Origin of the sequence: Kitasatospora sp. NPDC056783 (assembly GCF_042789895.1) — a bacterium.
Classification (GTDB): domain Bacteria; phylum Actinomycetota; class Actinomycetes; order Streptomycetales; family Streptomycetaceae; genus Kitasatospora.
Genome location: NZ_JBHUAF010000092.1, coordinates 1 through 25,335, shown reverse-complemented (window position 1 = coordinate 25,335; position 25,335 = coordinate 1). Strand labels below are relative to the sequence as shown.

Genomic DNA, 25,335 nt, shown 5'->3' with positions numbered 1-25,335 from the left:
CGTCGTTCCGGCCGGCCCCGCCGCGACGCCGACCGCGTTCCGATGCCGCGGCCTGTGCGCCTGACACCGCGGGGCGAGGGCGGGAAGCGGCCTTCTCTCCTGCCCCCGCCCTGCGGTACCACAGCACCTCGTCCAGAGCATCCGCCCCGCGTGTACGGCATTACGCCCGCGCGAGCGCCCCGCCGTCGATCACGTAGCCGGAGCCGGTGATGCGGGTGGCGCGGTCCGAGGTCAGGAAGGACACGAGGTCGGCGACATCCTCCGGCTCGCTGACGCCCTTCATCGGTGCGCCCTCCATCTCGACCATCATCTGGACGACATCGTCGCCGTCCTGCCCGGTGGCACCCCTGATGCTGTCCGCGACCATGTCCATGGCCGGGGTCCTGACCAGTCCCGGAAGGACGCTGTTGACGCGGATCCCGTACCCGGCGACCTCGGCCGCCAGTCCCTTCGCGTAGTGGAGGAGCGCCGCCTTCGCCGCCCCGTAGTGGAGCAGGGCGCCGACCGGCCGCCGGGCGGTCGTCGATGCCATCTCGATGATCACCCCGCTGCGCTGTTCGATCATCGACGGCAGGACGGCCCGGTCGAGCCGGACCGCGGCGAGGTAGTTCGTCTTGAGTGCCTCGATCCAGTCCTCGTCGGGGATCGTGGAGTACCCGCCCAGGTGCGGCATGCCGCCGCTGCTCGCCCCACCCGCGTTGTTGACCAGGATGTCCACACCGCCGAGTAGTTCGAGAGCCGTGTCGGCCAGCTGCCGAACGCCCTCCGGGCTGCTCGAATCGGCGATCACCAAGTGTGCCGAGTCCGGGAGCCCGGGTGCCTCCTTCCGTGCCGAAGTCACCACGGTCGCCCCCTCGGCGACGAGTCTGCGCACGATCGCCAAGCCGATGCCGCGGGTACCGCCTGTCACCAGCGCGCGTTTACCCCGTTTGCTCGTTGACGCGTTTGTTTCGTAGGACATGACGCTTTCCTGTCTTCGACGGTGCTTCAGTGATGGCCCCGCGGGGTGGCACGGGGCCCGGTGGCCGGGCGGTGATCAGCTCGTCGGCTTCTGCGACTGCCGTTCCGCCGCGAGGTCCAGGATGTTCCGGTTCCCCTCCGTCCAGAGGATGGTCATCGCCAGCTCGTCGATCCTCCAGTCGCCGCCGGAGCGCACGAGATGGAAGCGGTAGGTTCCGCCGATGCGCCACAGCGGGGAGCCCATGGGGTTGTCCAGCCGGTGAGTCGCCTGGAAGGAGGCCGTGCACTCGGCCGCGGCGCCCTCGAACGACACCAGGTGACTGGTCATCAAGTGCTGGGAGGAGTCGTAGCCGCCGAGCACCGCGACCCAGGAGTCGACGAGTTCCTTCGACGTCACCGTGGCCGGTGACCCGCCGAGCAGGCTGGTGTAGTCGAGGAGCACTTCGGGAGCGAACAGGGCGCGGGCCTCGTTCCATTCGCGCCGGTCGCTGTGCCACCCCATGCGATCGCAGATCTCGATGACGGCGGTGCGGTCGTCCATGCGTTGTTCCTTACCGGGATCGGTCGGGGATGGGCGTGGAGGAGCGGTCACCAGGTGACGGGGAGGTCGTGCAGGCCCTCCAGCGTCATGCCGACCTTCATGGAGACCTCGTCCATCGGCACCGCGAGGCGCAACGTGGGGATCCGCTCGAAGAGGGTGGTGAACAGGATCTCCAGTTCGGCCCGCGCGAGGTTCTCTCCCAGGCAGCGGTGCGGTCCGTGACCGAAGGCCAGATGGCCCTGGGTGTCCCGGCGTATGTCGAACGCGTCGGGATTCTCGAAGGCCCGGGTGTCGCGGTTGGCCGCGGCGGTGGACAGGATGACACCGTCCCCTTCCTTGATCGTCCGCCCGGCCACCTCCACGTCGGCGGTCGCGACCCGCAGCGTCGTCAGGTCGGCGATGGACAGGAAGCGCATCAGCTCCTCCACCGCGCCGGGGACCAGCTCCGGGTCCTCGCGCAGCATCGCCAGCTGGTCAGGGTGCTGCAGCAGCGTCAGGGTGCCCAGGCCGATCATGCTCGTGGTCGTCTCCTGACCGCCGATCAGCAGGGCGACCATCAGCTTCGACACCTCGATCGACGTCAGCTCACCCGTGTTCAGCCGGTCCCTGATGAGCGTGCTCAACAGGTCGTCGCCCAGGTTCGCCCGCTTCGCGTCCACCACCTTCACCAGGTAGTCGAGCAGCTCCCGGCCGGCCGTGACGGCCTGCTCCAGGTCCGGCGCCTGCATGATCCCCTGGGCGTGCACCTCGAACAGCTCGTGCTCCTCGTACGAGATGCCGAGCATCTTGCAGATCACCCGCGACGGCAGCGGCCTGCCCAGCACCGCGACCAGGTCGACCGGAGTCTCGTGCCGCAGCAGGTCGCCGATGAGCTCGTCGGCCACCTCCTGGATCATCGGACGCAGCCTCTCCACCTGCTTGGCGGTGAAACGCGGCAGCAGCATGCGCCGGCGGGCCTTGTGCCGCTCCCCGTCCAGACCGAACAGCTCCTGGGTGAACTCGGGGAAGTTCTTCTCCCGTTCGGCGAGGATCGGGAAGGCGGGGTTGTCGTGGTCGGAGGAGAACAGCTTCGCGTCGGCGAACATCTCCCGCGTCTCCTTGTGCTGGGTCACCAGCCACGCGACCCGGCCGTCGTAGAGCTCCACCTGGGAGAGCGGGCCCTGCTCGCTCAGCTCCGTGTACTCGGTCGGCGGGTGGTAGGGGCAGCCCCGCCTCATCGGGTACTCGTGCAGTTCCGTGCCGGTCGTCGTCGACTGCTCGGTCATGGTCGGGACCTCTCTCGTCGTGGTGGGGACGTGGTGCGGATGCGGAACGCCTGTCACAGGCCGGGAAGGGAGGCGGAGAGCCATCGGTGCACCGCCAGGGCGGCGGCTCCGGCGTCGTCCTCCACGATCGTGAAGTGGTCGCCGTGCACCTCCTGGACGGCCATCGGGAACGCCGGGTCCTGCTCCCAGACGTCCGCCGGGACCTCGGGGGAGCCGTCCACCGGAGGCAGCGGGGCCGTGGCGCGGACCAGGAGATGGGGCGCACGGGTCGGTGCCGGGGAGAAGTCGGCGAACATGCCCAGATACGCGCCCATCGCGGTCCACCGCACGTGGTCGATCCTGCCGATCGACTCCTCCCGGTCGAACATGCCCCGGGTCAGCGCGGGCTGGATCAGCGGGAGCCGGCTGTCGGCGAAGTACGTGTCCAGCAGCACCACGCCCGACGGGCCGCGGCCCGTCTCCTCCAGACGGCCCGCCACCGCGTTGGCCAGCCAGCCGCCGGAGGAGTAGCCGACGAGGACGTACGGGTCGCCGGCCGTGTGGCGCAGGACCGTCTGTGCCTGCGTCTCCACCATGGTGGCGAAGTCCGCGGGCAGCGCCTCACCCTCGACGAAGCCCGGCACCTGCATCGCGGACACCTCGCGGACGCCCGCGAGCGCCGCGGCGAAATGGGCGTACTGGAGCGGGCTCGACGAGGCCCCCACGGTGGGGAAACAGACCAGGGCGGGGCGCTCGGGGCCGCTCGACAACCGGACCGGTTCCCGCACGGCCCCGTCCTGCGACGCCGTGAACGTCGGCCGCAGCCGGGCGGCGGCCACCAGGAACGCGTTCCCCTCACCGATCCTGCCCTGCGCGCATGCCTGCCGGTACAGCACGTCGATGGTGTCCTGCGCCCGGTGTGCGACGGCGTCCCGCCCGGACCGGCTCGCGCCGAACAGCGCGTCGAGCCGCTCGGCGAGCCCGGCCGGTGTGGCGCTGTCGAACACGATCGCGGCGGGAAGACGGAGGCCGGTCGCCTCGCTCAGGGCGTTGCGCAGCTCCACGGCGGTCAGCGAGTCGAACCCCGCCTCCAGGAACGGCCGGGAGACGTCCAGGGCCCCGGGGTCGGTGTGGCCGAGCACGCTCGCGGCGCGCGTCCGCACCAGATCCAGGAGCTCCTCCCGCCGCTCCTGCGCGCCGAGATCCGCGAGGTTCCTGCGGGCCGTAGCCGTGGTCGGCGCGGGCGGCGGCGCGGGCAGGAGCCCCCTGAGCAGCGTCGGCACCTCCTCGCGGCCCGCCGCGCGCAGCGCGACGGTGTCCACGCGCATCAGGACGACCGATGCCTCGGCACCCGACCGGGCCACGTCGAACAGGTCCAGGCCCTCCTCGGCGGAGAGGGCGGCCACCCCCGAGCGTGCGAGCCGGGCGAGCGGGTTCCGGGCCGCCGTACCGGTCATGCCGCCGCTGCTCTCCTCCCACGGCCCCCAGGCCAGCGAGACGGCGGGCAGCCCCTGGGCGGACCGGTGCTGCGCCAGCGTGTCGAGGAAGACGTTCGCCGCCGCGTAGTTGCCCTGCCCCCCGGCGCCCAGGACACCGGACGCCGAGGAGAACAGGACGAACCCGGCGAGGTCGCTGTCCCGGGTCAGCTCGTGCAGGTGCCACGCGGAATCCAGCTTGGCCCGCAGCACCCTGTCCAGCTGCTCCGGGGCCAGCGAGGTGAGCACCCCGTCGTCGAGCACACCGGCCGCGTGCACCACCAGGCTCAGCGGATGCGTGGCGGGCACGCCCGCGAGGAGCTGCGCCAGCGCCTGCCGGTCGGACACGTCGCAGGTGGCCACGGTGGTCTCGGCGCCCAGCTCCGCCAGCTCCGCGACCAGCTCGGCGGCCCCGTCGGCGGCCCGGCCGCGACGGCTCGCGAGGAGCAGGTGCCGTACGCCGTGGCGCTCCACCAGATGACGGGCCACCTGTCGGCCCAGGCCCCCCGTGCCCCCGGTCACCAGCACGGTGCCCTCGGGGGCGAGCGCGAGATCCCCGGGCGCGCCGCCCCCCGCCGCCCTGGCGAGCCGAGGGGTGAGGAGCGCGCCCGAGCGGATCGCCACCTGGGACGCGCCGCAGGCGAGCGCGGCGCCCAGCGCGCCCGACGACCCGTCCTCACCGTCCACGTCGATGAGCACGAAGCGGCCCGGATGCTCCGTCTGCGCGGACCGGACCAGGCCCCACACCGGCGCGTGGGCCAGCGCCGACGGGTCCTCCTCACGGCGCGCGGCCACCGCGCCGCTCGTCACGAAGGCGAGACGTGCCTGCGCGAACCGCCCGTCGGCGAGCCAGGACCGGACCACCGCCAACGCCTCGTGGACGGCGGCGTGGCTCGCCTCGACGACCGGCCCCGCGCCCGGCCCCAGGACCACGACCACGGCATCCGGCACCGCCTCACCGGCGGCGACCGCGTCCCCCAGGTCCGCCACACCGGCGAAGCGGCCCACCCGGACACCTCCGGCCTCCAGAGCCCCGGCGTACCCGTCACCGCCCGGACCCACGACCGCACAGCGCCGTACCGGCACCGCGTCGCGTGCCGCCGTCCTGGCCCAGTCGACCCGGAACACGGCGCCGTCCCGGACACTCCGCGTGGCGCGGATCCGCTCGCGGGAAATCGGCCGCAGCGCGAGGCCCCGTACCGACATCACCGGCCGGCCGTCCGGGTCCGAGGCGGCCACCTCGATGCTGCCGGGCCCGTCCGGCGCCAGCCTGACACGCAGCGCGCACGCCCCGGCCGCGTGCAGCGACACACCGCTCCAGGAGAACGGCACCATGGCCCCGCCCTCGCTCTCGACCAGGCCGCCCAGGCCGGCGCCGTGCAGTGCGGCGTCCAGCAGCGCCGGATGCAGGCAGAACCCGCCGGTCTCGTGCGTGCGCTCCTCCGGCAGCGACACCTCCGTGAAGATCTCCGCACCGCGCCGCCACGCCCGCCGCACCCCCCGGAACAACGGCCCGTAACCCAGGCCCGCGGCGGCCAGCTCCGCGTAGAGGCCGGACGTGTCCAGTGCGAGCGCGCCGGCCGGCGGCCACACCACGGGGTGCTCCGGCTCCCCGCCTCTGGCGGGGAGGAGACCGGCGGCGGAGAGGAGACCGGTGGCGTGCCGGGTCCACGTCTGCGCCGAGGGCGCGTCCTCCGGTCGGGAGTGGACGCTCACCGGCCGGCGCCCGGAGGCGTCCGGAGCGTCGACCACGACTCTGACGTGGACGGCGTGATCCTCGGGGAGGACCAGCGGCTCCTGGAGGGTGAGTTCCTCGACGTCCGCGAGGCCGGTCTCCCGACCGGCCGTCAGCGCCATGTCCACCAGCGCGGCCCCTGGCAGCACCGGGGCGCCGAGCACCGTGTGGTCGGCGAGCCAGGGCTGCTCCGCCGCCGACAGCCTGCCGGTGAACAGGACCGTCTCCGCCGTCGGCACGTCCACCTCCGCGCGCAGCAGGGGGTGCGGCAGGTCGCGCTGCCCGGCCCGGCGGGGCTGCCCCGCCTCCCCGTCCGCGGACGGGGCGAGCCAGAAGCGCCGGCGCTGGAAGGGATAGGCCGGCAGGTCGACGAGCCGGGGCCCGGCCGCGGACAGGTACGTCCGCCAGTCCACCGGTACGCCGTGCACGTGCAGCCGGGACAGCGCCGTGACGAGCGTCTCCTCCTCCGGCCGGCCGGCCCGGACCGCCGCCAGTGCCACCGCGTTCCTGCCGGTGAGACAGCTGTCCGCCATCGGCGTCAGCGCGGCGTCCGGCCCCAGCTCCAGGAACGAGTCCACCCCCTGGGCTTCGAGGGTGCGGACGGCGTCGAGGAAGCGCACCGCGTGGCGCGCGTGCCGGGCCCAGTAGTCGGGGGAAGCCAGCTCCTGCGCCGTGACCACGTCCCCGGTCAGCGTGGAGACCAGCGGGATACGCGGCGGCCGGTGGTCGACGCGGCGCGCGACCTCACGGAAGGCGTCCAGCATGCCTTCCATGTGCGGGGAGTGGAACGCGTGGCTCACCCGCAGCCGCCGGGTCTTGCGCCCGCGCGCGGCGAACCCGCCCGCGATCCGCTCGACCTCCGCCGCGTCCCCGCTGACGACGACCGAGGACGGGCCGTTGACCGCCGCGACGGCGATCTTGTCGCGCACGCCGTCCACAGCCGCCAGCACCTCGGCCTCGCTCGCCTCGACGGCCGCCATCGCGCCGCCCGAGGGCATCCCCTGCATCAGCCGGCCGCGCTCGACCACCAGCAGCGCGGCGTCCGGCAGGGACAGGGAACCGGCGACGTGCGCCGCGGCCAGCTCTCCCACCGAATGGCCGGCGACGCAGTCCGGCCGCACGCCCGAGTGCTCCAGCAGCCGGAACAGCGCCACCTCGAAGGCGAACAGCGCCGGCTGCGCGTACGCGGTCCGGTCCAGCAGATCCTCGTACCCGGAGTCGCCCAGGATCACTTCCTTCAGCGGACGGCCCAGACGGACGTCCAGCTGTTCGAGCACCGCGTCCAGCGCCTCGGCGAACGCCGGGAACGCCTCGTAGAGCGCCTGCCCCATCCCCGGGCGCTGACTTCCCTGACCGGTGAACAGGAACGCGACCTTGGGCCGGCCGGCCGTACCGCGCACCAGACCGGGCGCGGTGCCGCCGTCCGACAGCGCGCCCAGCGCCCGGCGCACCTGCTCTCGGTTCCTGGCCACGACCACCGCGCGGCGGCCGAGCGCGGCACGGCGGCTCAGTGACCACGACAGGTCGGCGAGCGGTACGTCGGTCCGTTCGTCCAGGTGTGTGAGCAGGCCGCGCGCCTGCGCCCGCAGCGCGTCGTCGCTCTTGGCGGACAGCACCCACGGCAGGGCGACGCCGGAGTCCAGGGCCTGCGTGCCGTCCACGGGGCGGCGGGTCTCCGTGGGGGGTGCCTGTTCGAGGATGACGTGGGCGTTGGTGCCGCTGACGCCGAAGGAGGAGACGGCGGCGCGGCGCGGGCGGTCGCTGTCGGGCCAGGCCCGGTTCTCGGTCAGCAGACGGACGGCGCCGGCCGTCCAGTCGACGTGCGGGGTGGGTTCGTCGACGTGCAGGGTGCGCGGCAGGACGCCGTGCCGCATGGCCATCACCATCTTGATGACGCCTGCGACGCCGGCGGCGGCCTGGGTGTGGCCGATGTTCGACTTCACCGAGCCCAGCCACAGCGGCCGGTCACCGGAACGGTCCTGACCGTACGTCGCCAGAAGCGCCTGCGCCTCGATCGGATCGCCCAGCGTGGTCCCGGTCCCGTGCGCCTCCACGGCGTCCACGTCCGACGGCGACAGCCGGCACTGCGCCAGCGCCTCACGGATCACCCGCTGCTGCGAAGGACCGTTCGGCGCGGTCAGCCCGCTGCTCGCCCCGTCCTGGTTGACCGCGGAGCCCCTGATGACCGCGAGCACGGGGTGGCCGTGGCGTCGCGCGTCCGACAGGCGCTCCAGCACCAGGACGCCGGCGCCCTCGCCCCAGCCGGTGCCGTCCGCGGCCGCGGCGAACGGCTTGCACCGGCCGTCCGCGGCCAGCCCGCCCTGCCGGCTGAACTCCACGAACACGCCGGGGGTGGACATGACGGTCACCCCGCCCGCCAGCGCCAGGGAACACTCCCCGGAGCGCAGCGCGTTGACCGACAGGTGCAGCGCCACCAGGGAGGACGAGCAGGCGGTGTCCACGGTCACCGCGGGACCGGTCAGCCCGAACGTGTAGGACAGCCGGCCGGACGCGACACTGCCGGCGCTGCCGTTGCCGAGATAGCCCTCCAGCTCCTCGGGCGCCTCCCGCAGCCGTCCGCCGTAGTCGCTGTACATCACCCCGAGGAACACGCCGGTGCGGCTGCCCCGTAAGGCGTCGATGTCGAGATGCCCTCGCTCGAACCCCTCCCAGGCGAGCTCCAGCAGCAGGCGCTGCTGGGGGTCCATCGCGAGCGCCTCGCGCGGACTGATCCCGAAGAACTCGGGATCGAACTCGGCGCAGTCGTGGAGGAATCCGCCCGTCCCGGCGTGCGACTTGCCCGGCCGGCCGTCACCGGTGCCCAGCAGCCGGTCGAGGTCCCAGCCCCGGTCGGCCGGCATCGGGGACAGGGTGTCGCGGCCGTCGGCGACCACCTGCCACAGCTCCTCGGGACTCCGCGCGCCGCCCGGGAACCGGCAGGCCATGCCGACCACGGCGATCGGCTCGCGGGCCCGTGCCTCGACCTCGTCCAGACGCGCCTGCGTCTGCCGGCCGTCCGCGATCGCCCGCTTCAGGTACTCACGCAGTTTGGTCTCGTTCGTCACGTGTTCCGCTCCTTCCCGTCCGGTCGGCCAGAGGGCCCGTCACTTCGCCTGCAGGAAACGGTTGTCGACCAGGTCGAAGAGTTCCTCGTCGGTGGCGGAGTCGAGTTCCGTGCCCGGGGCCGGGTCGGGCTGCCCGGTCAGCTCGGCCAGCAGCTCCGCCAGGCGTGCCGCCGCCCGTTCCCGCACCTCGTCCCGCAGGGCCGTGCCCCGCAGGCCGTCCGCCAGCCGGTCGAGGCCGGCGATGACCGCCTCCGCCGCACGGTCCTCGTTCCCGGCCACCAGCAGCGTGCCCAGGTGACAGGCGACGGCACGCGGCGTGGGATGGTCGAACACGAGCGTGGTCGGCAGCCGCAGCCCGCAGGCGGCGGCGAGCCGGTTGCGCAGTTCGACCGCGGTCAGCGAGTCGAACCCCATCTCCAGGAATCCCCGGGTGTCGGAGATGTCATCCGCGGACCGGTGTCCCAGCACCGCCGCGACCGTGGAGCACACCAGCTTCAGCAGGACCCGCTCGCGTTCGCTCTCGGACAGGGCATCCACGCCTTCCAGCACGGCCGGCTCCACGGCGCCCGCACCGGAGCGCCCGGACGGCACCGCCTCGGGTCCGGCCAGCGCGCGCAGCACCGGTGGGACCGCGCCGGACGCGGCCCGCGCCCGCAGCGCCACCGGGTCGAGCCGCATGGGCACCAGGACCGCGTCATCGGCCGTCAGTGCCCTGTCGAAGAGTTCCAGGCCCTGCCGCGACGACAGGGGGCGCATCCCGGAACGCGCGATCCGGGCCAGGTCCGCCTCCGCCAGGTGCCCGGTCATCGCGCTCTGCCGCTCCCAGAACCCCCAGGCCAGCGACAGCGCGGGCAGGCCGCTCGCCCGGCGGCGCTGTGCCAGCGCGTCCAAGGCCGCGTTCGCCGCGGCGTACGCCCCCTGTCCGGCCGTCCCGAGGACCCCCGACGCCGACGAGAACAGCACGAACGCGGAGAGGTCCGTCCCCCGGGTCAGCGCGTCGAGGTGCTCGGCCGCGTCGGTCTTCGGGCGCAGGACGCGGCTCAGCCGGTCGGGTGTCACGGAGGTCACCACCGCGTCCTCCAGGACCCCGGCGGTGTGGATCACCGCGGTCAGCGGTGCGTCGGCGGGTATCCGGGTCAGCGTCGCTGCCAGCGCGTCCCGGTCGGCCACGTCACACGCCGCCACCTCCGCCTCGGCCCCCAGCGCGGACAGCTCCGACACCAGCTCCGCCGCACCCGGGGCCGCCGGGCCCTGACGGCTCACCAGCAGCAGCCGCGTTGCCCCGTGGGCGGTGACCAGGTGGCGGGCGACGAGGCCGCCGAGCATGCCGGTGCCGCCGGTGATCAGGACGGTTCCGCCGGTGAACGGCCGCCGCGCACCGCGCTGTTCCGGGGGCCCGTCCCACGCGGCCAGCCGGGGCAGCATGACCTCGTCGGCGCGCACGGCGACCTGTTCCTCCCCGGTGGCCAGCGCCGCCGCCAGTTGCTCGGGGGAGATGCGGCCGGTGTCCGTGTCCACCAGGACGAAGCGGTCCGGGTGTTCCGTCCGAGCCGTCCGCACCAGGCCCCAGACCGCCGCCTGCGCGCTGTCCGGGACGTCCCGCTCCCGTGCCGCGACCGCGCCGCGGGTCACCAGGACCAGCCGCGACGAGGCGAGGTGTTCGTCGGCGAGGTAGGACTGGACCAGGCTCAGCGCCCGCCCCACCGTCTCCCGCACGGACCCCTCCCCGCCGGCGGACCCGGCGGCGGAGTCCGGGACGCAGGACGCCACCACGACCTCGGGCTCCGCCGCACCGGAACGGACGTGTTCGCCCAGGGCGGCCAGATCGCGGTGCCGGCGCACCTCGGTGCGGTGGTCCGCCGACGGCGCGTCCGAGGGCTCCTCGCATCCGGGCACGGCACCCACCAGCGCCCACCGCGCGGGCGGTTCGGCCCGCCGGGCGGGCGCTGCGGTCCAGTCGAGGCGGAACAGCCCGTCGTGCCGGGACAGGCCGTCGTGCCGGGACAGCCGGGCCGGGCCCAGCTGAGCGGGATCGACAGGCCGCAGGGCCAGCGAACCCACCGAGGCCACCGGACTGCCGGACGAGTCGGTGAGCGTGAGCGTCACCGCGTCCGGCCCCACGGGCGCCAGCCGTACGCGCAGGGCGCCGGCCCCGGCCGTGTGCACGGACACGTCGCTCCACGAGAAGGGCAGCCGGGCCGCCGCCCCCTCGCCGTCGTCCGAGCCGGTCAGCGCGACGGTCTGCAGGGCCGCGTCCAGCAGCGCGGGGTGCAGGCCGAACGACTCGGCGTCGGAGAGGTGCTCCTCGTCCAGCCGCACCTCGGCGAAGACGGCGTCCCCGAGCCGCCAGGCGGCCCGCAGCCCCTGGAAGGCGGGGCCGTACGCGTACCCCTGGTCGGCCAGCCGGGCGTAGTGGCCGCCCACGTCGACCGTGACGGCGCCCGCAGGCGGCCACGCCCCGCTCTCCACCGGGGCGGCGGGCTCTTCGGCGACGAGGAGACCGGTCGCGTGCCGCGTCCAGGGCTCGTCGTCCCGGACCCGGGAGTGCACGGTGACGGACCAGCCCTCGTCCCCGCTCTCCGCCACCACCTGAAGGGTCACCGCCTCGTCGCCGGGCAGGAGGAGCGGAGCCTGGACGGTCAGTTCCCGCACCCGCCCGGCGCTCAGCAACCGGCCGGCGTGGTGCGCCAGTTCGAGGAACGCGGTGCCCGGCAGGAGGACGGCGCCGTGCACGGCGTGGTCGGCGAGCCACGGCTGCGTACGGACCGATATCCGTCCGCTGAGCACCAGACCGTTCCCGGTCGCGGCGGCGACGACCGCCTTGACCAGCGGATGCCCGGCCGGGGACAGGCCCGTCGCCGAGAGGTCCGCGCTCGCGCCACGGTCGTCCAGCCAGTAGCCGCGCCGCTGGAAGGCGTACGTCGGCAGATCCACCCGGCGCCCGCCGCCCGCGAACACCCGGGCCCAGTCGAGCGCGGCCCCGTGGGCGTACAGCCTGCCCGCCGACCGGAGGAAGCCGTCCGCCCCCGCGTCGTCCCGGTGCAGCGACCCGGTGACGAGCACACCGTCCGTCCCGGAGTGCTCCACGGTCTCCTGGAGCGGGACGGTGAGCACCGGGTGAGGGCTCATCTCCAGGAAGACGTCGTAACCGCTCGTCGCCAGCTCCCGGGTCACCTCCGCCAGCCGCACGACCTGGCGGAGGTTGCGGTACCAGTAGTCCGGCCCGAGCTCACCGGCGCCCCGGGCGGTGCCCGTGACCGTCGAGAAGAACGGCGTGCGCGGGGAGGCGGGCGAGACACCGGCGAGCGCTTCCAGCAGTTCGTCGCGCACCTCCTCGACCTGCGGGGAGTGCGAGGCGTAGTCCACCGGGACGCGGCGCGCCCGCACGCCGTCCTCGGCGCACCGGGCCATCAGGCCCTCCATCGCGTCCGCGTCGCCGGACACCACCACCGAGGAGGGACTGTTGACCGCGGCCACGGACAGCCGCTCCCCCCACAGCCCGACGAGAGCCCCGGCCTCGGCCTCGCCCAGCGCGACGGTGGCCATCGCGCCCCGCCCGGCCAGCGCCCGCAGCGCCTTGCTGCGCACCGCCACCACGCGGGCCGCGTCCTGGAGCGAGAGGGCTCCCGCCACGCAGGCGGCGGCGATCTCGCCCTGCGAGTGGCCCACCACGGCGTCCGGCTCCACGCCCACCGAGCGCCACAGGGCCGCCAGCGACACCATCACCGCGAACAGGGCGGGCTGGACGACGTCCACCCGCTCCAGCCAGCCGGCGTCCGCCCCGCGCAGCACGTCGAGCAGCGACCAGTCCACATGCGGCGCGAGTGCGTCGGCGCACTCCCGCAGGGCGTCCCGGAAGACGGGAGAGGAGTCCAGCAGGCCGACGGCCATGCCGGCGAACTGCGCGCCCTGGCCGGGGAAGACGAACACGGTCCGGCACCGCCCGGCCCCGGCGTCCTCCCCGTCGCGCGGCGGAGTGCCGGAGACGACCGCCGGGGACTCCTCGCCCCGGGACAGCGCCGTCAGCGCCCGCACGAACTCGTCCCTGCCGGAGCCGACGACCACCGCCCGGTGCGGGAAGACCGCCCGGGTCGTCACGAGGGAGCGGCCGATGTCCGCGTCGGTCACCTCGCGGTGGGCGTCGGCATAAGAGGCCAGGCGCCGCGCCTGCGCCCGCAGCGCCTCGCGGCTCGCGCCGGACACCATCCATGGCAGGGTCCGCGTGACGGACGGGGCCGCATGCTCGTCCCCGTCGGTGACGGTGGTTTCCGGGGGCGCCTGTTCGAGGATGACGTGGGCGTTGGTGCCGCTGACGCCGAAGGAGGAGACGGCGGCGCGGCGCGGGCGGTCGCTGTCGGGCCAGGCCCGGTTCTCGGTCAGCAGACGGACGGCGCCGGCCGTCCAGTCGACGTGCGGGGTGGGTTCGTCGACGTGCAGGGTGCGCGGCAGGACGCCGTGCCGCATGGCCATCACCATCTTGATGACACCGGCGACGCCGGAGGCGGCCTGGGTGTGGCCGATGTTCGACTTCACCGAGCCCAGCCACAGGGGTTCGGCGCGGTCCTGCCCGTACGTGGCCAGAAGCGCCTGCGCCTCGATCGGATCGCCCAGCGTGGTCCCGGTCCCGTGCGCCTCCACGGCGTCCACGTCCGACGGCGACAGCCGGCACCGCGCCAGCGCATCACGGATCAGCCGCTCCTGGGACGGGCTGTTGGGCGCCGTCAGCCCGTTCCCGGCACCCCCGTGGTTGACCGCGGAGCCCCTGATGACCGCGAGCACGGGGTGGCCGTGGCGTCGCGCGTCCGACAGGCGCTCCAGCACCAGGACGCCGGCGCCCTCGCCCCAGCCGGTGCCGTCCGCGGCCGCGGCGAACGGCTTGCACCGGCCGTCCGCGGCCATACCGCGCTGCCGGCTGAACTCCACGAAGGCGTTCGGGGTGGACATGACGGTCACCCCGCCCGCCAGCGCCAGGGAACACTCCCCGGAGCGCAGCGCGTTGACCGACAGGTGCAGCGCCACCAGGGAGGACGAGCAGGCGGTGTCGACGGTCGCCGCGGGACCGGTCAGCCCGAGCACGTAGGAGGCCCGTCCGGCGGCCACGGCCGCGGTGCTCCCGGTCAGCCGGTAGCCGGCGACCTCGTCGTCCGGGTCCAGGCGCGAGGGGAAGGCGTACCCCTGGTGCGTCATCCCGACGAAGCCCGCGGTCCTGCTGCCCCGCAGGGACACCGGATCGATGCCCGCCCGCTCCAACGCCTCCCAGGTGACCTCCAGCCACAACCGTTGCTGGGGATCCGTCGCGAGCGCCTCGCGCGGGCTGATCCCGAAGAACTCCGCGTCGAAACCGGACGCGTCGTCGAGGAACGCGCCGGTGCGCACATAGCTCTTGCCGGGGCGGCCCGGCTCCGGGTCGTACAGGTCCTCCACGTCCCAGTTGCGCCCCTGCGGGAACCCGGACACCAGGTCGGCCCCGTCTCGGACCAGGCGCCACAGGTCCTCCGGGGACTCGACGTGCCCGGGGAACCGGCATCCCATGCCCACGATCGCGACCGGTTCGTGCTCCTTCTGCTCGGCGTGCTCCAGAAGTGCCCGCGTCTGGCGGAGCTCGGTGGTGACGAGTTTCAGGTACTGGCGAAGTTTGTCCTCAGTGCTGGTCACGAGATCCCAAGCTCCTTGTTGACGATGTCGAACATCTCGTCGTCGGTCGCCAGCATCAGGGCGTCGCCCTCCGGCGCCCCGGCGGTGACGAGGCCGGGCTCGGCCCATTTCCACAGCAGCGTCCGCAGCCGCGTGACGACACGGGCGCGCGTCTCGTCGTCGGCGTCCATCGCCTCGACAGCCGTCTCCAGCCGGTCCACGTCGGCGAGGACCGCGTCGGCCCGCACGCCCTCGGGGAGGACCTGCGTGCGCACGTGCCGGGCCAGCGCGGCCGGGGTGGCGTGGTCGAAGACCACGGTCGTCGGCAGGGTCAGGCCCGTGGCCTCGTTGAGGCGGCTGCGCAGCGTCAGCGAAGCCATCGAGTCGAACCCGAGGTCCTGGAACGTCGCCGCGGCGCGGACGTCCTGCGCCGCGCGGTGGCCGAGGGCGGCAGCCGCGTGGGTGCGCACCAGGTCGAGCAGCAGCCGCTCCTGCTCCTCCCCGGACACGGACTCCAGCCGCTCCCGCAGCGCCCCGGCGCGCCCCGGCCCGGCGTCGCCGCGCAGCACGCGCTGTGCGTCGGGCAGGTCGTTCAGCAGCGCACGCGAGCGGGACGCGCCGTACGCGGGCGCGAACCGCTCCCAGTCGACGGCGGCGAAGGCGGTGGCGGTCTCGTCGCGGTCGAGCGCGGCCCGCAGACCCGCGAGGGCCGTCTCCGGAGCCATCAGCGGGACACCGCGCCGCAGCAGCAGCTCGCCCGACCCGGCGGCCATCCCGCCACCGCCCCAGGCGCCCCAGGCGACCGAGGTCGCGGCGCGCCCTTGTGCCCGGCGGAAGCTTGCCAGGGCGTCGAGGAACGCGTTGGCCGCCGCGTACGCCGCCTGCCCGGTGTTGCCCCACAGCCCGGCGCCGGAGGAGAAGAGGACGAACGTGTCGAGGGGCCGGCCGCGGCCGTCGAAGACGGCGTCGAGGTTCCTCGCCCCCGCGAGCTTGCCGGACATCACCTCGGCCATCCCGGCGAGGTCGCACCGCGCCAGCGGTGTCTCCTCCTGGACCGCGCCCGCCGCGTGCACGACGGCGGTGACCGGACGGTCCTCGGGGAGCGACTCGACGACCCGGCGCAGGTCGTCCCGGTCGGTGATGTCGCAGGCCACGACGGTCACCTTGCTGCCCAGCCGGAGCAGGTCGGCCTCCAGCCCGGCCGCGCCGGGCGCGTCGGGCCCCCGGCGGCTGAGCAGCACCAGGTGCGGGACGCCCTGGCCGGCCAGCCACCTCGCCACCTGCGCGCCGAGTCCGCCCGTCCCCCCCGTCACCAGGACGCTGCCCGTGGCCTGCCAGACGCGCCGCACCGGCGTCTCGGCCGAGGGGGAGCGCACCAGACGGCAGCCGAGGACGCCATCGGCCCGCACGGCCAGCTGGCTCTCGCCGCCCGGCTCGGCGAGGACCGCCACGAGGCGCGACAGCGCGGTCTCGTCCACCGACTCCGGCAGATCGGCCAAGCCGCCCCACCGGTCCGGCCATTCGAGCGCCGCCACCCGCCCCAGCCCCCACACGGTCGCCTGCGCCGGGCGCCGCACCGGGTCGGGGCCGACCGCCACCGCACCCTGGGTGAGACACCACAGCGGGGCGCCGGTCCCGGTGTCGCCCAGCGCCTGCCCCAGCACCGCCGTCGCCGCGAGGCCGCGGGTCAGTGCGGAGCTGTCCGGCAGGGGCCGCTCGTCCACGGCCAGGAGGGACATCACACCCGTGAACGGCTGCTCCCCGGCGGCCTCGCGCAGCCGGCGGCCGAGAGCCGTCCGGTCGGTCCCCGTCACGGCATCGAGGCTCAGCCGGACGACGTCGTCCGCCCCGGCGCGCCCGAGCGCCGCCGACAGCTCGTCCGCCGGGCAGGCGACGCCCTCCGGCGACACGACCAGCCAACGGCCGGACACCCGGGGCGCGGTGGGCGCGGGCAGCGGCGCCCAGTCGACGCGGTAGCGGTGATCGTCGACCCGGGCCGAGGCCCCGTCACCGCCCGCGGCCTCCAGCCAGTGGCGCCGGCGCTGGAAGGCGTAGGTGGGCAGCGGCACCGTCCGGGCTTCGGTGCCGGCGAGCACGCCCGCCCAGTCCACCCCGACACCCCGTACGTGCAGCTGTCCCAGCGCGGCCTGCAGGGTCCGCGGCTCGGGCTCGTCCCGGTGCGAGACCGCCGTGAAGACGAGGTCGCCGCCGTCGGCGCACTCCTGGCCCAGTGCGGCGAGCACGGCGTCCGGACCGATTTCCAGGAACGTGGTGACGCCCTCGGCCTGAAGGGCGCGGACCGCGTCGAGGAACCGGACCGTGTCCCGCGCGTGCCGCGCCCAGTACTCGGGGGTGCGCAGGTCCCCGGCCGCCACCACGGTGCCGGTCAGCGCGGACACCACCGGGATCCGCGGAGCGTGCAGGGTCACGGTCCGCACCACGGCGGCGAAGTCCTCGGTCATCGCGTCCATCCGGTGCGAGTGGAACGCGTGGCTCACCCGCAGCGGCCGCGTCTTCCGTCCCCGGCCGGCGAAGTGCGCCGCCACCTCCGCGACGGCGTCCTCGTCACCGGCGACCACCACCGAGGCGGGGCCGTTCACCGCCGCGAGCCCGGCACGCCCGGGCCGCTGTGCCAGCAGCGGCGCCACCTCCTCCTCGGACGCCTGCACCGCCGTCATCGCGCCTCCTCGCGGCAGCGCCTGCATCAGCCGGCCCCTGGCCGCGGCCAGGGTGGCCGCGTCCGCGAGCGACAGCACCCCCGCGACGTGCGCCGCGGCCAGCTCGCCGACGGAGTGGCCGGACACGAGATCAGGGCGCACACCCCACGACTCCACCAGCCGGTACCAGGCGATCTCGACCGCGAACAGCGCGGGCTGGGTCCAGACCGTCTCGTCGAGCAGTCCCTCGGTGCCGGGGCCGCCGAAGACCACGTCGCGCAGCGGCCGGCCGAGATGCCGGTCCAGTTCGGCGCAGACCGCGTCGAAGGCGTCGGCGAACACCGGATACCGCGCGTACAGGTCCCGTCCCATGCCCACCCGCTGCGCGCCCTGACCGGTGAACAGGAACGCCAGCTTGCCGTCGGACACCGTGCCGCGTGCGCCCGAGGCGGGCACCTCGCCCTCGGCGAGGCGGCCGAGGCCGTGCACCAGTTCGGCACGGTCCGCCGCGACGACGACCGCGCGGTGGTCGAAGGCCGACCGCGTCGTGGCCAGCGAGTACGCCACGTCGGCGAGGCGCAGGGCAGGACCGTCCTCCACGTACCGGCCCAGCCGCCCGGCCTGGGCCCGCAGCGCTTCCTCGCCGCGGGCCGACACGAGCCACGGCAGCGGGACGCCCTCGGCCTCGGGCGGGCGCTCGTCGCCGCCCCCGCCGCTGTCCGGGGCCTCCTCCACGATCACATGCGCGTTGGTACCGCTGATGCCGAAGGACGACACCCCCGCGCGGCGCGGGCGCCCGGGGTCGGGCCAGTCCCGGGTCTCGGTCAGCAGCTCCACCGCCCCGGCCGACCAGTCCACCCGGGTCGAGGGCTCGTCGACGTGCAGGGTCCCGGGCAGCACACCGTGCTGTAGCGCCAGCACCGTCTTGATGACCCCGGCGATGCCCGCCGCGGCCTGGGTGTGGCCGATGTTCGACTTCACGGAGCCGAGCCACAGCGGGCGTTCACGGTCATGGCCGGCGACCGCGAGGATCGCCTGCGCCTCGATCGGGTCGCCGAGCGGCGTGCCCGTGCCGTGCCCCTCGATCATGTCGATGTCCGCGGCCGACAGCGCCGCGTCGTCGAGGGCCCGCAGGATCACCCGCTGCTGCGACGGCCCGTTCGGCGCCGTCAACCCGCTGCTCGCGCCGTCCTGGTTCACCGCGCTGCCGCGCACCACGGCAAGGACACGGCGTCCGTTGCGGTGGGCGTCCGACAGCCGCTCCAGGAGCAGCACCCCGGCGCCCTCGCTCCACCCGGCCCCGTCCGCGGAGTCGGCGAAGGACTTGCAGCGCCCGTCCGGGGCGAGCCCGCGCTGACGGCTGAACTCCACGAACGTCGACGGGGTCGACATCACCGTCACACCGCCGGCCAGGGCCAGCGAGCACTCGCCCCGGCGCAGCGCCTGGACCGCCAGGTGCAGGGCCACCAGCGACGACGAGCACGCCGTGTCCACCGTCACGGCGGGCCCCTCCAGGCCCAGCGTGAAGGAGATCCGGCCGGAGGCGACGCTGCCCGCGCTGCCCGTGCCGAGGTAGCCCTCCACCTCCTCGGACGCCAGGCCCGGCCGGGAGCCGTAGTCGTGGTACATCACCCCGGCGAAGACCCCGGTCCTGCTGCCGCGCAACGACAGCGGGTCGATGCCGGCCCGCTCGGCGGCCTCCCAGGACGTCTCCAGCAGCAGCCGCTGCTGCGGGTCCATGGCGAGGGCCTCACGCGGCGAGATGCCGAAGAACCCCGCGTCGAACTCCGCGGCGTCGTACAGGAACCCGCCTTCCCGCGTGTACGAGGTTCCCGGCTGGTCGGGGTCGGCGGCGAACAGTGACGCCAGGTCCCAGCCGCGGTCGCCGGGGAACCCCGACACCGCGTCCCGGCCCTCCAGGACCAGGTCCCACAGTTTCTCGGGAGAATCGACACCGGACGGGTACCGGCAGCTCATCCCGACGATCGCCACCGGCTCGACCGCCGCCCGCACGGCGTTCCTGAGCCGCTCGTTCTCCTTCAGCGAAGCCCGCAGGGCCTCGACCACCGCTTCAGGCGATGCGGTCATGATCCCTCCATCCGTCCTGTCCGTCCCGTTCGTCCCGTTCGTCCCGTTCGCTCGATGCGGCCACGATCAGGACTTGTCCCCGTCGAAGGCCGCCCGCACGAGGTCGTCGACGTCCATGTCGTCGAACTCTCGCGCGGCGCCGCCCGCCGGCGGCTTCGTCCCGTTGTCCTGCGCGGCGAGCCCGAGCAGGGCCCCGAGCAGACCGGCCCGGCGCAACCGGGCCACCGGGATCGTGGCCAAGGCCTCGCGCACCTTCTGCTCCTCGGCCTCGGGGCCCGTGAGTTCCCGCTCCTCCGGGAAGAGCCGCTCCCGCAGGTGGCGGGCGGTCTGTTCGGGCGTGGGGTGGTCGAAGATCAGCGTCGTCGGCAGCCGCAGCCCGGTGGCCGCACCGAGCCGGCCGCGCAGTTCGACCGCCGTCAGGGAGTCGAACCCCATCTGGAGGAAGCCCCGGCCGCCCTGCACGGCGTCCGGGGAGGCGAGCCCCAGGACCGTGGCCGCCTGCTGCCGCACCAGGTGCAGGAACGCCCGGTCCAGCTCCTCGGCGGGGAGCGCGGCCACCCGGTCGGCGAACGGCAGGCCGTCGTCCGCGCCCGCACCGCCGGGGCGCCGCCGGACCGGGACCAGCGCGCGCAGCACCGCGGGCACCAGCTCCGGTTCGCCCTCGGCGAGCATCGCCGCCGGGTCGAGCCTCATCGGCACCAGCAGCGGGTCCGGGGCGTCGAGCGCCGCGTCGAACAGCGCCAGACCTTCATCCGTGGGGAGCTGCCCTACCCCGGAACGCGCCATCCGCCGCAGGTCCTGGTCCGACAGGCCGCCGGTGAGCCCGCTGCGCTGCTCCCACATGCCCCACGCCAGGGACGTCCCCGCCAGCCCTTCGGCCCGTCGGCTGTGCGCGAGCGCGTCCAGGAACGTGTTCGCCGCCGCGTATCCGCTCTGTCCCGCGGTGCCCAGCACGCCGGCGGCCGAGGAGAAGAGCACGAAGGCCGACAGGTCCGCGTCCCGGGTCAGTTCGTGCAGGTTCAGCGCGCCGTCCACCTTCGGCCGCAGCACCCCCTCGACCCGCTCGGGCGTCAGCGAGGTGAGGACGCCGTCGTCCAGGACACCGGCGGCATGGACCACCGCCGTCAGCGGACGGTCCGCGGGGATCCGTGCCAGCGTCGCCGCCAGCGCGTCCCGGTCGGCCACGTCACAGGCCGCCACCGTCACCCGGGCACCCTGAGCGGTGAGCTCCTCCTCCAGCTCGGCCGCACCCGCCGCCCCGCGACCGCTGCGGCTGGTGAGCAGCAGGTCGCTCACACCGTGCCGGGCCACCAGATGGCGGGCGACCAGCGCGCCGAGCCCGCTCGTCCCGCCGGTGATCAGCACCGTGCCGCCGGGCGTGAAGCGCGGCCCGTCGCCCGTCCCTGCGGCGTCCGCCGGGACGCGGGTGAGACGCGGCGTGTGCGCCACGCCCCGCCGCACCACCACCTGGGCCTCGCCCGACGACAGCGCCGCCGGCAGCACCCGCAGCGACGCGTCGTCGCCGTCGACGTCCAGCAAGCCGAACCGGCCGGGGTGCTCCGACTGCGCCGACCGCAGCAGGCCCCACAGCGGGGCGTGCGCGAGATCGTGCGGCGCGTCCTCGCCCACCGACACGGCGTGCCGGGTGACGAAGACCAGCCGCGACGCGGCGAACCGCTCGTCGGCGAGCCAGCCCTGCGCCAGCGCGAGCGCGCGGTGCACGGCCTCCCGCACGTCCTCGGCCCGGCCGGTGTCTCGCCGGGTGCCGTCCCCGCACGGCACCAGGACCACCTCGGGCAGCACGGCCCCGGAGGCGACGGCGCCGGCCAGCGCGTCCAGGTCGTCGTACCCGTCCCACCGGGTGCCGGGCGGCTCCACGACGGCCGCCGGCTCCACACCACCCGGTTCCAGCACGGCCCAGGCGCCCGACGCGGAGGCCGGGGCCGCCGGGAGGGCGAGCTGTTCGCCGGTGATCCGGAACAGCGAACGGCGGCGCCCGCCGCGCGCGTTCTCCAGGCGTTTCGGCGACACGGGCCGCACCATCAGCGAATCGACCGAGAGCACCGGCGCGCCGGACGGGTCGGTCGCCGTCAGCGACACGGTGTCCGGGCCCGTCGCCGACAGCCGCACCCGCAGCGCCGCCGCCCCCGCGGAGTGCAGGGTGACGCCCTTCCAGGCGTACGGCAGCAGCGGGTCACCGGAGTGGGCCACCAGGCCGCCCAGGACGACCGCGTGCAGCGCGGCGTCGAACAGCGCCGGGTGCACCCCGTAGTTCCGGGCCTGGTCCTGGTCGGGAAGGCTCGCCTCGGCGAAGAGGTCCGGCCCGTGCCGCCGGACCGCGCGCAGCCCCTGGAACGCCGGCCCGTAGCCGAGTCCGGCCGCCGCGAGCACCGCGTACCCGCCGTCCAGCTCCACCGGCTCGGCGCCCGCCGGCGGCCACTCGGCCACCGGCGCCGCAGGCGTGCCGCCGTGGACGCCGAGCACACCGACGGCGTGCCGCAGCCACGGAGTGTTCTCACCGGACTCACCTGTGTCACCGGACTCATCGGCCTTCTCCGGCCGCGAGTGCACCTCCACCGACCGGCGCCCGCTCTCGTCCGGTTCCTCGACCATCACCCGCAGCTGGACGCCGCCGTCCCGCTCGACGATCAGCGGCTCCAGGAGCGTGAGCTCCTCGACGGTGCCGCAGCCGGTGACCTGCGCCGCGCGCAGGACCAGCTCGGTGAGCCCGGTGCCCGGGAAGAGGACCGTGTCCAGCACCGTGTGGTCCGCGAGCCAGGGCTGTGCCTGCGCCGAGAGCCGACCGGTCAGGACCGTGCCGGCCGGGCTGGGCAGGGTGACCACGGCGCTGAGCACCGGGTGCGAGCTGCGCCCCAGACCCGCCGAGGTGACGTCGGCCGGCCCGCCGGAGCGCCGCAGCCAGTACCGCTCGCCCCCGAACGGGTAGGTCGGCAGCTCGATCAGCCCGACGCGCCCCGGGAAGGTACCCGGCCAGTCCACCGGTGTGCCGCCGACGTGCAGCTGCGCGGCCGAGGTGAGGAAGCGCCGCAGTCCGCCGTCGTCGCGGCGCAGCGAACCCACCGCCACCGCGTGCGGGGCGTTCGCGGCGTCCATGGTCTCCTGGATCGCCACCGACAGGACGGGGTGCGGACTGGCCTCGACGAAGACGTCGAACCCGTCGTCGAGGAGGAGGCGCGTCACCTGTTCCAGCCGGACCGTCTCCCGGAGGTTGCGGTACCAGTACGCGGCGTCGAGCCGCGTGGTGTCCAGCTCCGTGCCGGTGACGGTGGAGTAGAAGGGGACGTCCGAAGGCATCGGGGAGAGGGGTGCCAGGTCCCGCAGCAGCTGCTCCCGGACCTGCTCGACCTGCGGCGAGTGCGAGGCGTAGTCCACCGGCAGCGTCCTCGCCCGGATCCCGTCGGCCTTGCAGCGCGCCACCAGCTCCTCCAGGGCCCGCGGATCACCGGCGACGACCGTGGACGACGCGCCGTTGACCGAGGCGACGGACAGCCGGTCCTCCCACCGGGCCAGCAGGGCGGACACGTCGTCCTCGCCCAGAGCGACGGACACCATGCCGCCCCGGCCGGACATCGCGGCCAGGGCCTTGCTGCGCAGGGCCACCGCGCGGGCCGCGTCCTGGAGCGTCAGCGCCCCGGCCACGCAGGCGGCGGCGATCTCCCCCTGGCTGTGCCCCATCACCGCGTGCGGCCGGACCCCCAGGGACTGCCACAGGGCGGCCAGGGACACCATGACCGAGAACAGCGCGGGCTGCACGACGTCCACCCGGTCCAGGGACGGCGCGTCGCCCGCGCCGCGCAGCAGACCCGTCAGCGACCAGTCCACGAAGGGGGCGAGGGCGGCCTCGCACTCCTGGATCCGGGCGGCGAACACCTCGCTGCCGTCGAGGAGTTCCGAAGCCATGCCCGGCCACTGCGACCCCTGGCCGGAGAAGACGAACACCGTCTTCCCGCGGGTCTGTGCCTCGCCCACGACGACCGAGTCCCGGTCACGGCCCTCGGCCAGCGCGGCCAGCCCCTCCAGCAGGGACTGCCGCCCGTCCCCGACCACGACGGCGCGGTGACCGAGCAGGGCACGGGTCGTGGCCAGGGAACGGCCGACGCCCGCCACGTCGAACCCGGGATCGCCGGCGAGGTGGGAGAGCAGCCGACGGGCCTGCGCGCGCAGCGCCTCGGCGGTCCTCCCGGACAGGGGCCAGGGCACAGCCGCCGGCGCGTCCGGCGCGGGGCCGTCGGCGCGGGGCTCGCCGGCCTCGGACGGGGGCTGTTCGATGATCACGTGGGCGTTGGTCCCGCTGATGCCGAAGGAGGAGACCGCGGCCCGGCGCGGCCGGCCGGTCTCGGGCCACGGCTCGGCCTCGGCCATCAGCGACAGCCCGCTCCGCGACCAGTCGATCTCGGGGGTGGGCCGGTCGACGTGCAGCGTCCGGGGCAGCACCCCGTGCTTCATCGCCGCCACCATCTTGATGACACCGGCGATCCCCGCGGCGGCCTGCGTGTGCCCGATGTTGGACTTCACCGAGCCCAGGCGCAGCGGGCGGTCCCGCTCCCGCCCGCGCCCGTACGTCGCCGCCAGCGCCTGTGCCTCGATCGGGTCGCCCAGCTTCGTGCCGGTGCCGTGCGCCTCCACCACGTCGACGTCACCGGCCGACAGGCGGGCGTCGGCGAGGGCGCGCCGGATCACCCGCTGCTGGGAGGGGCCGTTCGGCGCGGTCAGGCCGTTGCTGGCGCCGTCGGAGTTGACCGCGGAGCCGCGGACGACCGCCAGGACGGGGTGGCCGCTTCGCCGCGCGTCCGACAGCCGCTCCAGCAGGAGCATGCCGACGCCCTCGCCCCAGCCGGTGCCGTCGGCGGACGCCGCGAACGCCTTGCAGCGGCCGTCCGGGGAGAGCCCCCGCTGGCGGCTGAACTCCAGGAAGATGTCGGGGGTCGCCATGACGGCGGCCCCTCCGGCCATGGCGAGCGAGCACTCGCCGCGCCGCAGGGACTGCACCGCCATGTGCAGCGCCACGAGGGACGAGGAGCAGGCGGTGTCGATGGTCAGCGCGGGACCCTCGACGCCGAGGGCGTAGGCGATCCGGCCGGACATGACACTCGCCGTGCTCCCGGTCAGGAGATAGCCGCCCAGTTCCTCGGGGGCCTGGCGCGGATCGGAGGGGTACCCCTGGGACGCGGCTCCGACGAACACCCCCACCGGGCTTCCCTTGAGGGACGTCGGGGCGACGCCGGCCCGCTCCAGCGCCTCCCAGGAGGTCTCCAGCAGCAGCCGCTGCTGCGGGTCCATGGCGAGGGCCTCACGCGGGCTGATCCCGAACAGCTCGGCGTCGAACCGTGCGGCGTCGTCGAGGAATCCGCCCACGCGCACGTACGTCGTCCCCGGCCGCACGCCGTCCGGGTCGTACAGCGCGTCCACGTCCCAGCCACGGTCGGCGGGGAACGGGGTGACCACGTCGGCCTCGTCGGCGACGAGCCGCCACAGGTCCTCCGGGCTCGCGATGCCACCGGGGTAGCGGCAGCTCATCGACACGATCGCGATCGGCTCGTCGTCCCCGGGCGCGGCGCCCGGCACGGCGGCGACGGCCGCCTCGGTGCCCCGTAGTCCGGCCAGCAGGTGCCGGGCCAGCAGGACCGGAGTCGGATGGTCGAAGATCAGGGTCGACGACAGCTGCTTCCCGGTGGCACCGCTGAGGCGGTTGCGCAGTTCGACGGCGGTCAGCGAGTCGAAGCCCGCCTCCTTGAACGTCGCGTCGGGGGTGACCCGGGTGGGGTCGGTGTGCCCGAGCACCGTCGCCGCGTGGGTGCGCACGAGGTCGAGGAGCAGCTGGTCGCCCTCGGCCTCGGACACGGTGGCCAGCCGGTTCCGCAGCCCGCCGGCCGCGGTGGGCCGTGCCGCGGCACGGCCCACCCGCCGCTTCGGTG

At 74.9% G+C, this 25,335-nt stretch carries 4 protein-coding genes and 3 pseudogenes; all 7 read right to left on the bottom strand.

The window, feature by feature from the left end; translation table 11 throughout:
* Window positions 1–160: 160 nt before the first annotated feature.
* On the bottom strand, window positions 161–961 hold the full coding sequence (locus ACFRMQ_RS16255; protein WP_380731104.1) for an oxidoreductase: 801 nt from the start codon (window positions 959–961) through the stop codon (window positions 161–163).
* Window positions 962–1,036: 75 nt separating this feature from the next.
* Window positions 1,037–1,501: a nuclear transport factor 2 family protein gene (locus ACFRMQ_RS16250; protein ID WP_380731103.1), complete on the bottom strand. Its 465-nt coding sequence runs from the start codon at window positions 1,499–1,501 to the stop codon at window positions 1,037–1,039.
* A 47-nt stretch (window positions 1,502–1,548) separates the two neighbouring features.
* Window positions 1,549–2,766, bottom strand: coding sequence for a cytochrome P450 (locus ACFRMQ_RS16245; protein WP_380731102.1), 1,218 nt, complete (start codon window positions 2,764–2,766; stop codon window positions 1,549–1,551).
* Window positions 2,767–2,819: 53 nt separating this feature from the next.
* Window positions 2,820–8,981, bottom strand: a pseudogene (locus ACFRMQ_RS16240) (type I polyketide synthase); the annotation flags it as partial.
* A gap of 78 nt (window positions 8,982–9,059) precedes the next feature.
* A pseudogene (locus ACFRMQ_RS16235) lies at window positions 9,060–14,654 on the bottom strand (type I polyketide synthase); the annotation flags it as partial.
* A gap of 17 nt (window positions 14,655–14,671) precedes the next feature.
* A pseudogene (locus ACFRMQ_RS16230) lies at window positions 14,672–19,375 on the bottom strand (SDR family NAD(P)-dependent oxidoreductase); the annotation flags it as partial.
* Between the two features lie 90 nt (window positions 19,376–19,465).
* On the bottom strand, window positions 19,466–25,335 hold a 5,870-nt coding region (locus ACFRMQ_RS16225), incomplete at its 5' end, for a type I polyketide synthase (protein ID WP_380731101.1).

Bases quoted from the DNA above. Each gene is read 5' to 3' on its own strand.
- ACFRMQ_RS16250 (WP_380731103.1), bottom strand. From the start codon at position 1,501: ATGGACGACCGCACCGCCGTCATCGAGATCTGCGATCGCATGGGGTGG.
- ACFRMQ_RS16255 (WP_380731104.1), bottom strand. From the start codon at position 961: ATGTCCTACGAAACAAACGCGTCAACGAGCAAACGGGGTAAACGCGCG.
- ACFRMQ_RS16245 (WP_380731102.1), bottom strand. From the start codon at position 2,766: ATGACCGAGCAGTCGACGACGACCGGCACGGAACTGCACGAGTACCCG.